Genomic DNA, 15,040 nt, shown 5'->3' with positions numbered 1-15,040 from the left:
TTTTTCCCATAGAGCAGAGGTAGTTCTTCGGAGCTGCTTCTGCTCTTTTATTTATAAAGGGTATCTGGCTCTTTTGAGCGAAACAAGCTCCGTGCGTTCTTTGAATGTTTAATTGACAAATCCATGGTTTCTCCAATTCATTTCATTTTTAATCAAAAAATGATAATATTGTTCTTCTGTGAAATGCTTGTATGGGAGCTATTTATCAAAAATATGGGTTGACAGATGAATCTTCGTTTGAACGGTTTTTCAAATCGAATTATCATCTGGCCTTGCTGGTTGCTTTACGCTATGTGAAAAGTGAGCAGATAGCCGATGATATCGTGCAGGAAGTCTTTGTGGCGCTTTGGCAGAAAAGAGATGAGTTGACGATCCGGACCAGTTTGAAAAGTTACCTTTTGAATATGGTACGCAACCGGAGCCTGAATTACCTGAGAGATGAAAAGCAGATGGATGAGATCACGGAATCGGCTGTTCCTGCGGAATTGATCGATGATCCCAACGACGATTTCTCGCAGGAAGAACTGGCTGTTCACATTACCAAAGCAATCGATGAGCTTCCGGCACAGTGTAAAAAGGTTTTTCAGCTAGCCTATCACGAACGTTTGACCTACAACGAAATTGCTTCAACACTGAATTTGTCCAAAAACACCATTAAGACCCAAATGGGCATTGCCTACAAGATGATTCGTTTCAAGCTATCCGCATATTTCCTGAATCTTTTCAGTTTTTCATTCCGTCGACGAAAAAAATAGCACTCTGTAATTGTGTTGATTATCAAGGCGAAGTGGTTTTCTGTTAAAAAAAGTTTAATTCGGCTTCACCCTATCAGTCGCTTTTTGTGTCATAAGAGTGAAATGACAGAACAAGCAAAAAATAAGTGGGAAGAGTTAGCTGCAAAGTTGCATGGCGAGGAAACAGATTCGTCGGTGCAGTTTGAAGCGGGCGACGAGGATTTAAAGATTTCTCAGCAAATTCTGGATGCGCGCGACAAGGTGGCTAAACTCCGCAACCTGAAATCGACCGACAAAGCCTGGAGAGAAGTGAAAGGCAACATGAAAAACAGCCGGAAGCTTTGGCTCAGCTTTGCAAAATATGCAGCCGTTTTTGTGGTGGCCGTGCTGCTGACCGGCGGACTGTTTCTAATCCAGTCGCCTTCAGAAATGCCGAATACCTTTGCCTGCATCTCAGCACCCAACGGACAAATCTCGAACGTGACACTTTTCGATGGCACAAACGTGTGGTTGAATGCCGGATCAAACCTAAAGTACAAGCAATCCTTCGGCAGCGAAAACCGCGAAGTTTACCTGGAAGGTGAAGCCTTCTTCTCAGTTACCAAAAACAAAAAAATTCCTTTTATCGTGCATGCCGGTAATTCGGCCGTCAAAGTGCATGGTACCCAATTCAACGTGAAAGCCTACCAAAGCGAGCCGGTGATTGAAACAGTATTGGTTGAGGGACAGGTTGAATTCATGTCGGATAACAATGATGTGATGATGAAGCCCGGACAGCAATTGCTTTTCAGCCGCGAATCGGGCAATGTGGAAACCAAACAAGTGAATACGGATGAGTTTACATCGTGGAAAGGCGGGAAAATCTACTTCGACGACGAGACGCTGCAGAACCTAACCAAACAGCTGGAACGTTGGTACGAAGTGAGCTTTACATTTGAAAATGAAAAGATCAGGAATTACCGTTTTTCGGGTGTAATCAACAAAGACCGCTCCTTGGAGTATACGCTGCGTATTATCCAGCAGATTAATAAAGTGAAATTTGAAACCAATAAAGAACAGATCGAGATAATGGACAAATAAAAAAAAAAAGGCCGGCGATGTTACCAGCATCATCCGACCTAAAATTTCAAACCTGTTTTACCAGAACAGGCCTAATTAAGTATTAAAACTCAAGAACAAACTTATGAAAAAAAATCAGATCTATCCGCCTGATTGGCAGAGGTATTTCGTACCTAAACTATTCTTGTGTATGAAACTAACAATCTTCTTATTCTTTTTGAGTATGTTGGGTGCTACGGCAAGTTCCTTTTCCCAGCAAAGCAAATTCAACCTTCAGTTGAAAAACACAACCATCAAGGATGTGTTCGATGAACTCAAAAGTCAAAGCGATTACCAGTTTTTCTACAGTAACGACGATTTTGATGTCAGTCGCCGTGTTGATGTAGACCTGAATGATGCAAGCATCGAGAATGTGCTTGAACAAATTCTGGGAGACATGGACGTCTCTTACAAGATTGTCGACAAATCGGTAATCATTTCTAAAAGCGATGTTGTGTGGTCGTTCGATCAAAAACAGCAGCAACAGCAAGTGTCGGTTAGCGGAACGGTGACCGATGGAGGCGGACAACCGTTGCCCGGTGTTACCGTTGTTGAAAAAGGAACCACAAACGGTACCATTACCGATTTCGACGGTAAATATGTATTGAGAGATATAGCAGCCACTTCAACGTTGATCTTCTCGTTTGTTGGGATGGAAAATATTGAAATGGCATTGGACGGGAGATCACTGATTGATGTCGTAATGCAGGAACAGACCATTGGTTTGGAGGAAGTTGTCGCTATTGGTTACGGCGTGCAACGCAAAGAAGCAGTGACTGGTTCTGTGGCTTCAGTGGGAGGCGAAGAACTGCGAGCTGTTGCTTCTTCAAACATTTCTCAGTCGTTGCAAGGTCGCGTTGCCGGTGTCGAAATGATGCAAACATCTTCTCGTCCCGGAGCTTCAATGCAAATTCGTATTCGCGGTACTCGTTCGTTAACCGCAAGTAATGATCCGCTGATCGTTCTGGATGGAATCCCATTTGCAGGTTCATTGCAAGACATTAACCCAAGCGATATTAAAAGTCTGGACATCCTGAAAGATGCTTCGGCAACAGCCGTTTACGGTTCTCGTGGTGCCAACGGTGTAATCATCATAACAACATTTAAAGGCGACTCTAAAGACAAAGAGCCTGTTGTAACTTACAGCGGTTATTATGGTGTGAAAAGCTTGATGAACAAGTACCCGATGATGAATGCGGACGAATTCATCACTTGGCGTGAAGAAGCCATTAAAAACGGAGCTAGTTGGCAGTATGGTGTCGATGAAGACAAATCGGTCAGCACCGATTGGCAGGATTTGATGTTTGAAACCGGAATGGTTACCAGCCACGATGTTGGTTTATCTGGCTCGACAAAAGGCGGTGGTTACAGTTTTGGAGCTGGCTACTATGACGAAACCAGTGTATTGCCGGGGCAAGAATACGAACGCTACTCATTGCGTGCCAACTTCGATCAGAAACTGGGTGAGCGCGTAAAGGTTGGTGTTAGTTCAATTAGTTCTTATGGTATTGTAACTGGCGAAACCAGCAACATCCTGGGCACTGTACTCTCATTAACTCCCATCACCAATCCGTATAACGCCGATGGCTCGATAAAAACAGGATCATTGGCAATTAATAATCAGGATATTGGTCTTTACTACAATCCGTTGATGGTAGATCAGCTTGGTGACAAATGGAGAGAAAGACGGAAGAATTTTGCCTCGTATAATTCATTTTACGGAGAAGTTAATATCGTTGATGGCTTGAAGTATCGTATGAATTTGGGCTTAAACTACCGTCAAAGTAACTATGGTAAATACAATGGTGCAGAGACTCCGTATAATGCCAGTACCATTTCGAATGCGCAGATCGAGAACGTGTTGACAACCAATTGGGCAGTAGAAAATTTGCTCTACTACGACAAGACTTTTGCCGAAAAACATACTCTGGGCTTAGTTGCTATGTACTCAGCAGAGCAAACTGAAAGTAACACCTCTAATATGGCGGGTCAGGATGTTGCAGCGGATTTTCTACAATACTATAACTTCGGTTTGCTGAGCGATGACGGGGAAATTACAGTCGATCCGGAGAAGCAGATTTATTACAAACGAGGTTTGACATCGGCTATGGCCCGTGCAACTTATAACTACGATGGCAAATACATGGCAACAGCAACGGTTCGTTCTGACGGTTCTTCTGTATTGGCTTCAGGGAAAAAATGGCACACTTATCCTGCCCTTTCTGTGGGCTGGTTGGCATCAAGCGAAGAATTCATGCAGTCCGTTAAATGGTTGAACTTTCTGAAATTCAGAGTCGGTTACGGACAAACGTCTAACCAGGCTATTCAACCCTACCAAACGCTTGGTGGCTTGTCGACTAACTATTACAACTTTGGTAGTAGAAATGTGAGTGGATACTATGTATCGAATCTGCCAAACTACAACCTCGGTTGGGAGTACTCCACAAACTGGAACTTGGCGATGGAATTTCATGCCCTGGATAATCGCTTGAGCGGTACGCTCGAATACTATACGCAAACAACAAAAGATGTTCTTGTGGCGCAAAGTCTTCCTCCAACCTCTGGTGTTACCGAGTCGTTTATGACCAATATTGGCAAAACTCAGAATAAAGGGGTTGAATTGTCATTGAACGGAAATGTTATTAAAGATCTGAACGGGTGGTCATGGGACGTTGGTGTGAACTTCTTTGTGAACCGGAACAAAATCAAGGAATTGGCCAGTGGTCAGCAGTATGATAAAGGGAACGGCTGGTTTGTAGGCGAACCAATTGATGTAATCTATGACTTCAAAAAAATCGGCATCTGGCAAAAAGGTGAAGAAAATGAGGTGACGAAATACGAAGGCTCCACCGGCGAAGTTGGTATGATTAAAGTTGAATATACCGGCGATTACGATGCACAGGGAAACCCAACCCGTCAAATTGGCCAAGGTACGACACTGGAAGATGATGACCGTCAGATTCTGGGTTCTGTTGAGCCTGATTTCCAGGGCGGGTTCAATACACGTGTTGGCTACAAAGGATTCGACCTATCAGTAATTGGTAGCTTTAAGAGCGGCGGTATTTTAGTAAGTGCTCTTCACTCTCAAACCAGTTACCTGAACATGAACAACGGACGCCGCGGTCAGGTTAAGATCGACTACTGGACGGAGGATAATCCAACGAATGCCTATCCAAAACCTTATGGACCGGAAGTGACAAACAACCCTAAATATGCGAGTACATTGTCATATTTCGATGCTTCGTACGTGAAGGTTTCAACCATCACTCTCGCTTATAACTTCAAGCAAGACTGGTTGCAAAAGCTGAAATTGAATAAGTTGAGACTTTATGTAACGGCTCAAAATCCATTCGTATTTGGTTCGAAATTCTACAAAGAAACAGGATTAGACCCGCAACCTAACTCGAATAGTAGCGACACAAGCACACAGGCAGTCGCAGATAATGCAGTTGTTACAAACCGGATTCAGGTAGTTGGGTACAATACACCGGCTACACGTAACTTCCTGTTCGGATTAAATGTAACATTTTAATTAACTGACAACGAAAGGTAATTATGAAAAATATATTTTTATCAGCATTTGTAGTTGCTGCACTATTTATAACCCCATCTTGTTCAGATATCCTGGATGAGCAGCCCCGCGCGGAAATGACACCTGAATTTTTTAGCACGGTCGAGGGGATCGAATCAGGTTTGAGTTCAGTCTACTCTCAATTACGTTGGATTCACGGTCCTGCCGGGATGATGTATTTGTCGACTGCCGGTACCGACGAAGCAACTTATGGTGACAATAAAGATGGTTATGGATTGAACTTGGATACCTATAATATTACATCAGGGAATGATGGCTTAGGAACAATTTGGAACAATACGTTCCCGGCCATCAATACCTGTAATGGAATTATTGAGAAGGGCGATGAGGCTGGTGTTGACGCATCATTAATCGCTGAAGCAAAATTCTTCCGTGCGTACAATTATTTCCTGTTGGTGACAACTTTTGGTGGCGTTCCGCTGGATTTAGGTTCCGGCGAATTAATGTTCAACACAACACCTTCCCGTTATTCAACCCGAAATACAACACAGGAAGTCTATACGAAGGTGATCTTCCCCGACTTGGAAGATGCAGTTGACGAGTTGCCTTCGACCCCACGATTGACAAGTGCAACAAACAAGATCGCAGCGCAGCACTTTCTGGCGAAAGCTTACCTGACTTACGGCTGGTGGTTAGAACGTACCGGTGAAACAGATACCGATGGTTTAACATCTGCCCAATATTACCAAATGGCTTATGATGTAGCCGTAGCTGCCATCCAAAATCCGGGACCATTTGCCCTGCAGGCGACTTTCCGCGATGTAAACCTGGGATCGAATGACTACAACAGTGAGATTTTGTTGTGTGCTGATCACACTTCAAGTAGCTATGTGTATGACGAAAGTACAGCTAACAGTTGGGGGTCGAACGCCAGTAGCAACATGAAGTCGAACCGTTCCAGCTTCGCCATGAATATGGACTTTGAATTGGCCGTGAACGGCAACAAGTTCATTTACCGTCAGGCAATTCAGGAAGTAGGTCGCCCGTGGCGTTTAATTACACCAACCCACGAAGTATTTACCAATACTTTCCCGGTTTCCGATCGCGATATGGATACACGATTTTCAGGAACTTTTGTAACTGTTTACAAAGCAAACTATCAAGGAAGAACTGCTTGGGATGGCACCGTGCTGAAAGGCATGAATGGCATGGATATTAATAACGGTGATACTGTATTCTATTTTCCACCGACAGACGCCGACAAAGCTTCTCTTATGCAGGAATCGAGCGGTAAGTTTGGTTACTTCAGCAATAAGGCTTATGGCGTTTGGACTCCATCCATGATTTCTCGCCATAACTATCCGTCAGTTTGGAAGTTTGGTCCTTACCGGACAGACGATATTACTCCCGATGGACCGTATAAGAACGATGCTTCTACGCGTCCTTTCCCGATTGCAAAGCTGTCTGAGACCTATTTAATTGCAGCGGAAGCAGCAGTGAAAGGAGCCAATACGCAAGCCAATTATACCGCAAAAGACCTGGTGAATGTAATCCGTCGAAGAGCAGGGGCACCTGATCATGGCGATGATATGGTTGCTGCGACGCCAGCTACAATTGACATCGATTACGTTTTGATGGAACGTTCTCGCGAGCTTTACGGTGAAAACCTGCGTTGGTACGACCTGACCCGCACTGGTAAACTGGAAGAGTATGCCGGCGAATATACCATCTGTGAAACGAACAGCTTTAACGCGGTTACTCATACCCGCGAAATTCAATCGTACCATTACCTGCGTCCGATTCCGGCCAGTCAGTTCGACAACATGGATAACACCGATGCCGAAAAAGAAGCATATCAAAACCCAGGTTATTAGTTTGATAGGATCTGATAATGTTTAATTGAGTAAATTGAGATGGAACCGGACTTTGTTCCGGTTCCGTTTTTCCCCAATAAAGGCAGGCACGATTTGAATTTGTGAACGTGTCGGCTAGTATCGAATTTCCGACCGACCCCGAAAGCGAATCCAAACCGGAGATGCTTTCGCCTAGAAAAACTGAATCAATGATGAATCGAACCTACAAGAAAACCAGAAACTTACTTCTCCTTTGTTTTCTCCTTGTTGCTTTTGGATGCGAACCAAAATCGGCAGCAAAGGATTTAGCCCGCGAACGAATTAGTTTAAACAACGGCTGGACTTTCTATAAATACGACAGCGCCGAAAAGAGTGACTCCCTGATTTACGATGTACGCCCGGAAGTCAAAGAAAATAACGACAGCAAGGATGCCGACTCAAAACCGACCGAGGCTCTCGATATTGAAAGTGAGCAACTGGTTTTGAAACCCTGGGTATTGCCAACAGCAAATGAATTTATCGCTGATTCGAAAACACAACATAGCCGTCCGGAAGGAAATCCGGGTGGAAACTTTCCTTTTGTTCAGGCCGATTTTGACGACAGTTCGTGGGAGCAGGTCACATTGCCGCACGACTGGGCGATCAAAGGGCCATTCTTTGTGGGCGATAATCCCGAAGTTGGTGGAGGTATGGGCCGCCTGCCGAGCAACGGCGTGGGCTGGTACCGTAAAAAACTAAGCATTCCTGCCGAAGACGCGCGAAAATCTATTTTCCTCGATATCGATGGAGCCATGTCCTATGCCATCGTTTGGCTGAATGGAAAGCTGGTTGGTGGCTGGCCTTATGGCTACAATTCCTGGCGCGTGGACCTCACGCCCTATTTAATCCCCGGCGGCACAAACCAGCTGGCAATCCGGGTTGATAATCCCAATTATTCAGCACGCTGGTATCCCGGAGGCGGCATTTACCGCAACGTATGGCTGGTGAAAACAAACCCGGTGCACATTGCCCATTGGGGAACCTTCGTCAAAGCGAGCGATATTTCCGGCGAGTCTGCCAAGCTCGATCTGGAAGTGAAAATTGAAAACAGTTCAGAAAAAGATAGCGAAACAAAACTGATTACACGGATTTTTGAGTTGGACGAAAACGGCAATCGCAAAGAAGCTGTTGCCGGTGATTTCGATCCGCAAACCGTAACAGTGGCAGCCGGAGCGCAAGCTAAAATTGAAGCGAGCATTGTTTTGAAAAATCCGAAGCTTTGGGGGCCGCGCCCTACGCAACAGCCCAACCTGTATGTTGCAGTGACCGAGCTTTATGAGAAGGACAAATTAATCGATCAATACGAAACACGATTTGGTGTTCGCGATGTGAAATTCGACCCGAATCAAGGCGTTTTGGTAAATGGCGAACTGATCAAAATTCACGGCGTTAACCAGCATCACGATTTGGGTGCTTTGGGTGCCGCTTTCAATACGCGTGCGGCTGAACGCCAACTCGAGATATTGCGCGAAATGGGCTGCAACGCCATCCGTATGTCGCACAATCCGCCGGCTCCTGAGCTCTTGGAGCTGACCGACCGCATGGGATTCCTGGTGATCGATGAGATTTTCGACTGCTGGGAAATGAAAAAAACACCGCACGATTTTCACCTTATTTTCCCGGATTGGTCGGAGGCTGATACCCGCGCGTTTATTCGTCGCGACCGCAATTGTCCATCGGTTATCGTATGGAGTTTTGGCAACGAAGTGGGGGAACAGTACACAGCCGAAGAAGGAGCCGCTGTTGGCCAGCGGCTGTACGATTTTGTGAAGGAAGAAGACCCGACACGCCCAACAATAACCGCAATGAACTACGCCAAGCCCTATATGGAGCTACCCAAGGTGGCTGACTTGGTTGGTTTGAATTACCAGGGCGAAGGTATTCGCCAGGATCCAATGTTTGAAGGGACCGACCGCATTCGGACGGCGCCTCAATACCCTGCATTTCACAAGCAATTCCCCGAAAAAGCAATTATCAGTACTGAGTCTGCATCAGCTTTGAGCACACGCGGAACCTACCTGTTCCCGGTTTCTGAAAAGGTGAGTGCTCCGGTTCGTGAAGGAAAAGGTGGAAATGAAGCCAGCGGCTATGTAAGTGCGTATGAGCTTTACGCTGTCGATTTTGGCTCCAGTGCCGATAAAGTATTTGCTGCTCAGGATGCGCACCCGTTTGTGGCCGGCGAGTTTGTGTGGACCGGCTGGGATTACATCGGCGAGCCTACGCCGTATTACTCAGCCCGAAGTTCTTATTCCGGCATCATCGATTTGGCCGGATTTCCGAAAGATCGCTATTATTTGTACCAGTCGCGCTGGCGCCCGGATTTGCCCATAGTGCATATCTTGCCGCATTGGAACTGGCCCGATCGCATTGGCAAAGTCACTCCAGTGCATGTGTTTACCTCGGGCGATGAAGTTGAGTTGTTCCTGAACGGCCGTTCGCAGGGTAAAAAAGCCAAAGGCGAACTGGAATATCGCTTGCGCTGGGACGATGTGCAATACGAACCGGGTGAGTTGAAAGCTGTTGCCTACAAAGACGGAAAAGAGTGGGCCGAACAAACGATCCGTACAACCGGGGAAGCAGCAGGATTGACAGCCGAAGCGGATCGAAATGAAATAAAAGCTGACGGTAAAGATTTGGCATTTGTCACCGTGAAAGTGACTGATGAAAACGGGCTTTGGGTTCGGGATGCTGCGGATGAAATTCAATTCAGTTTGGAAGGTCCCGGCGAGATTGTGGCTACCGACAATGGCGACCCCACAGATATGAACGCTTTCCCGTCGCACACCCGAAAAGCATTTGGCGGTCTCTGCCTGGTAATTGTAAAAGCCAAGCCCGGAGCACAAGGAACAATTCAGTTAAAAGCGGAGTCCGGTCAACTGAAATCCTCAGAGATTGTCCTTCAATTGAAGCCCTGATAATAACCAACGAAAAACCACAAACCAATGAGAATAAAGTCAATCATATTAAGCCTGTTTATACTGTTTTTGGTGAATTCAGCCTCATTCGCTCAGGCGACTGATGGTTCGCAATTGTGGTTCACCAACCAGCAGCTTTCTCCAAAAGTGAAGACCGCAATTCCGACGACTGTTTGCATTCAGGAAGAATCGGCCACCTTCAAAATAATAAAAGAAGAATTGGCCAAGAGTTTCCCGGCATTGGGAGTCGGTGATGTGAGTTTCACGAAAAAATCAACTAAAAATATTGTGCTGATCGGAACTGCCGACTCGAAGGCGATTGCTAGTATGGTGAGTGAAGATGAGTTTGCAAAGCTTGGAGACGACGGATTCCTCATTCGCAGAAAGCAAGGAGATGGTACAATTTTAATTGCTGCAAATACGGAGTTTGGAGCGCTTTACGGGGTTTACGAATTTTTGCGATTGCTTAAAACCAGTGCTACTGATTTAGTAGAAATAGACCGGGTGGAAATTCCATCGTACCAGCGTCGTATTTTGAATCACTGGGACAATCTGGATGGAACTGTCGAGCGTGGTTATGCTGGATATTCGATCTGGAAATGGGACGAGCTGCCCGGAACAATCAGTCCGCGCTACGAAGCCTATGCTCGCGCGAACGCATCCATCGGAATCAATGGCACCGTGTTGAATAATGTGAATGCCAACCCGGATATTCTGACGAAAGACTACCTCGAAAAAGTAAAAGTATTGGCGGGCATTTTCCGCCCGTATGGGATCCGGGTTTATTTGTCAGTCAACTTTTCGTCGCCTAAAGAATTGGGTGGACTGGAGAATTCTGATCCGTTAAATGATCAGGTGAAAAGCTGGTGGAACGATAAAGCAGATGAAATTTACGCGATGATACCGGACTTCGGAGGGTTTTTGGTGAAAGCCAACTCCGAAGGTCTTCCGGGGCCTCAGGATTACGGACGTACGCATGCCGATGGAGCCAACATGTTGGCCGACGCTTTGGCACCGCATGGTGGCATCGTGATGTGGCGTGCCTTTGTGTACAATCCGGATGGCGATGATCGTGCGAAACAGGCTTACAAAGAGTTTGTTCCGCTGGATGGACAGTTTCGGAAAAATGTGATCATCCAGTTGAAAAACGGTCCGATTGATTTTCAGCCGCGGGAGCCGTTCAGCCCAATGTTTGGCGCCATGAAGCACACCACGCTGATGCCTGAATTTCAAATTACACAGGAATATCTCGGATTTTCCGATCACCTGGTATTCTTGTCAACCCTGTTCGAAGAATGCCTGGATACCGATACTTACGCCGAAGGACCGAACACCACTATCGCCCGGATTACCGATGGCGAAGTGTATAATGACTCCATCACCGCGATTGCCGGCGTGGCTAACATCGGAGAAGATACCAACTGGTGCGGGCATCATTTCGCCCAGTCAAACTGGTATGCTTTCGGTCGCCTAGCCTGGAACAATAAACTGTCCTCAGCAGAAATTGCCAATGAGTGGCTGGAACAAACCTTCACCCAGGACGCCGATTTCGTGGCTCAAATGAAGCGGGTGATGCTGCAATCGCGCGAGGCGGTTGTGAATTATATGACGCCAATCGGCCTGCACCATCTGATGGGCTGGAGCCACCACTACGGGCCGGAACCCTGGTGTGAGGTGCCGGGAGCACGCCCCGACTGGTTGCCGACATACTACCACAAAGCGGATTCGATGGGCATTGGTTTCGACCGCTCAACAACCGGTAGCGAGGCTGTTTTGCAATATGCCGAGCCGCTGCGTTCAATCTACGATAATGTATCCACTTGTCCGGAAATGTACTTGTTGTGGTTTCACCATTTGTCCTGGGATTACGTCTTGCACAACGGCAACACACTGTGGGACGAGCTGTGCTATAAATATTCTTCGGGAGTGGATCGCGTGAAAGTGTTTCAAAAGATCTGGGATCGGATGGAAGGCAAAGTTGACGCGCAACGCTTCAAGGAAGTTCAGGCGAAACTGGCGATTCAGGCTACCGAAGCCATCTGGTGGCGCGATGCCTGCCTGCTTTATTTCCAAACCTTCTCCGGTAAACCAATTCCGGAAGAACTGGATCGGCCGGTTCATGTGCTTGAGAAGCTGAAAATGCTCAAGTTCGATATGACGCACCACAACTAGCAAATCAAAACAACAAATCGAATCAAACATAAACTTAAGAATAAAGGAAATGAAAACAGCAATAATGACCGAACTGGAGAAGGTGGAGATTATCGATACAGCGATCCCGGTTCCCGCAGCCGATGAGGTATTAGTGAAGATAGAATATGTAGGTGTTTGTGGCTCGGATTTGCATTATTACGAGCATGGACGCATCAGTAATTTCATTGTTGAAACACCTTTTGTGCTGGGGCACGAATGTGCCGGAACAGTGGAAAAGGTTGGCGAAAAAGTGACTCACTTGAAAGTCGGAGATCGCGTGGCCCTGGAGCCGGGAAAAACCTGCGGTGTTTGTGAACACTGCAAATCGGGAAAATATAACCTGTGTCCGGATGTGATTTTCTTCGCAACTCCGCCAGTACCCGGAACTTTCCAGGAATATGTGACACACGAAGCTGGTCTTTGCTTCAAATTGCCGGATAATGTAAGTACCATGGAAGGAGCACTGATTGAGCCGTTGGCGGTTGGTTTCCACGCCGCCATTCAGGGAGGTGCATCGGTTGGTCAAACAGCTGTGGTGACCGGAGCCGGTGCAATTGGCCTCGTAAGTTTGCTGGCTTTAAAAGCGATGGGCGTATCGAAAGTGTACGTGGTGGATGTGTTGCCGAAACGCCTCGAAAAAGCGCTTGAGCTTGGTGCCACTGGTGTGATTAACGGCATGGAAGAAGATGCTGTGGCAAAAATCATGGAACTGACAGAAGGTCGAGGAGTGGATCTTTCGATTGAAACTGCCGGAACCGAAATTACCATGACGCAGCTGCTGAAAATGGCGAAGAAAGGCTCAACAGTAGTATTTGTTGGTTACAGCGCCAAAGAAACGGTGAGCTTGCCGGTCAACCTGATCATGGATAAGGAATTGTCGATCCAGTCGGTTTTTCGCTACCGGAATATCTTCCCGCTGGCAATCGAAAGCGTTGCAGCCGGCATTGTGCCAATCAAAGATATTGTGTCGGATTATTTCGATTTCGACGACATTCAGGCTGGCTTGCAAAACTGTGTGAAAAACAAAGCTGACATTGTGAAAGCTGTTATAAAACTTTGATCAATGGATCATCAATATTTCGAAAATCCGATTCTGAGTGGCTTCTATCCCGACCCGTCCATTTGCCGGGTTGGCGACGATTACTACCTGGTAACGTCATCCTTTGTTTACTATCCCGGCTTGCCGATTTTCCACAGCAAAGACCTGGTAAACTGGCAACAAATCGGGCATGGTATTCATCGCACCACTCAGCTGGATTATAAAAACTGTGAGACATCTTTGGGTTTGTGGGCACCTACCATCAGATATCACAAAGGGCGTTTTTACATTATAAACACCTTTGTGTCTGAGGGTAGGGAAGCTCGCAGAGACAACTACATCATAACCGCAGAAAAACCGGAAGGCCCTTGGAGCGATCCGGTTTTTGTGGCGGGGGCCGACGGAATTGACTCGTCGCTGTTTTTTGATGACGATGGACGTGTTTGGTACGCTGGGAACTGCATCATCCCTTACGACCAGCAAGAGTACGAGGGGCATCATGCGATTTATATGTGTGAGCTGGATCCCGAAACCTTTCAAATTATTGGCGATAAGAAAATCGTCTGGAACGGGAATCGTACCACCAGCAAGTGGATCGAAGCGCCGCACATCTACAAGAAAGATGGTTTCTACTACATGATTGTGGCCGAGGGTGGCACTTTTACCAACCATAGTGTGATGATGGCTCGGGCCAAAGAGATTGATGGACATTACGAGATTTGCCCTCGCAACCCGATTGTTTCGCACCGGCATTTGTCGCTGATGCATCCGATTTCGGTAGTTGGCCACGCTGACATTGTGGAAACCCAAAACGGCGAATGGTGGATGGTTTTGCTGGGAGTGCGACCGTACGAAGGAATCAACTACAACCTGGGGCGCGAGACCTTTTTGGCTCCGATTATTTGGGACGAAGATGGATGGATTCGACTGGATACGCCTCATGGTTTAATTCAGGAAAAAGAGCGGCGCCCGAATTTGCCGGCACATCCTTTCCCCGCGAAAAAAGTACGGGACGATTTTGATGGTGATCTCGACTTGGTTTGGAATACTATTCATCCTTATTCAACTGAATTTTTTAGTCTGAAAGAACGTCCGGGCCAACTGCGGATTCATTTGCAACCGGAAGTGATCAATGAAATCTGCACACCTGCTTTTGTAGGCCGAAGACAGCAGCACAAGAAATTTGAAGCCAGTTGTTTGATGGAGTTCGAACCAAAGGCAGACTACGACGAAGCAGGGATGGTTTTGCTCAGCGACGATCGCTTCAATTACATCTTTGTTGCCGGCAGAAAAGGCGAAGAATATGTTGTACGGCTATACAAGACTGAAAGCGGTAAAAATGTTTTGATAAGCGAAGTGAAAGGGGTATTTTCAAAAACTGTCATATTAACAATAAGGGGTGCCGATACGAAATACAATTTTTACTATCGATTGCCCGATGGTGAAGAGAAACTTTTTGTAGCCAATCAAAAAGCATCGCTGCTGAGCTCAACGGTTAACGAAGGTTTCACAGGCACTTACATTGGAATGTACGCAAGCTCGAACAAGAAGCAATCGAATAATCACGCCGATTTTGACTGGTTTGATTATAAAGCATTGAGCTAAAGATTTAAAAGCAATGGTAAACAGACTATCTT

The 15,040-nt window shown here is 46.4% G+C and carries 8 protein-coding genes; all 8 read left to right on the top strand.

What is annotated here, in order from left to right; genetic code table 11:
• The first annotated feature begins 191 nt into the window (after positions 1–191).
• The 8 genes from C8N47_RS01620 (at position 192) to C8N47_RS01585 (ending at position 15,008) form a co-directional block, all read left to right on the top strand.
• Positions 192–755 (top strand): RNA polymerase sigma-70 factor, encoded by a 564-nt coding sequence (locus C8N47_RS01620; protein ID WP_107820761.1) that lies wholly within the window; start codon positions 192–194, stop codon positions 753–755.
• 102 nt (positions 756–857) lie between these two features.
• Positions 858–1,814 (top strand): FecR family protein, encoded by a 957-nt coding sequence (locus C8N47_RS01615; RefSeq protein WP_107820760.1) that lies wholly within the window; start codon positions 858–860, stop codon positions 1,812–1,814.
• A 169-nt stretch (positions 1,815–1,983) separates the two neighbouring features.
• Complete coding sequence (locus tag C8N47_RS01610) at positions 1,984–5,364, top strand: TonB-dependent receptor (protein WP_245915649.1); 3,381 nt, start codon at positions 1,984–1,986, stop codon at positions 5,362–5,364.
• Positions 5,365–5,387: 23 nt separating this feature from the next.
• Entirely contained in the window at positions 5,388–7,238 is a 1,851-nt protein-coding gene (locus C8N47_RS01605) for a RagB/SusD family nutrient uptake outer membrane protein (RefSeq protein ID WP_107820759.1), read from the top strand.
• 188 nt (positions 7,239–7,426) lie between these two features.
• A complete protein-coding gene (galB, locus tag C8N47_RS01600) occupies positions 7,427–10,171 on the top strand; it encodes a beta-galactosidase GalB (protein ID WP_107820818.1) in 2,745 nt (914 codons plus the stop codon).
• Between the two features lie 27 nt (positions 10,172–10,198).
• Positions 10,199–12,343, top strand: a complete 2,145-nt coding sequence (locus tag C8N47_RS01595) for an alpha-glucuronidase family glycosyl hydrolase (protein WP_107820758.1) — start codon at positions 10,199–10,201, stop codon at positions 12,341–12,343.
• Positions 12,344–12,392: 49 nt separating this feature from the next.
• Entirely contained in the window at positions 12,393–13,424 is a 1,032-nt protein-coding gene (locus C8N47_RS01590) for an NAD(P)-dependent alcohol dehydrogenase (RefSeq protein ID WP_107820757.1), read from the top strand.
• Positions 13,425–13,427: 3 nt separating this feature from the next.
• Positions 13,428–15,008: a glycoside hydrolase family 43 protein gene (locus C8N47_RS01585; RefSeq protein WP_107820756.1), complete on the top strand. Its 1,581-nt coding sequence runs from the start codon at positions 13,428–13,430 to the stop codon at positions 15,006–15,008.
• The last annotated feature ends 32 nt before the right edge of the window (positions 15,009–15,040 follow it).

This window comes from Mangrovibacterium marinum (assembly GCF_003046625.1).
Classification (GTDB): Bacteria; Bacteroidota; Bacteroidia; order Bacteroidales; family Prolixibacteraceae; genus Mangrovibacterium; species Mangrovibacterium marinum.
Note: the sequence above shows the minus strand (reverse complement) of the source record. Positions and strands in the feature narration are given on the sequence as shown.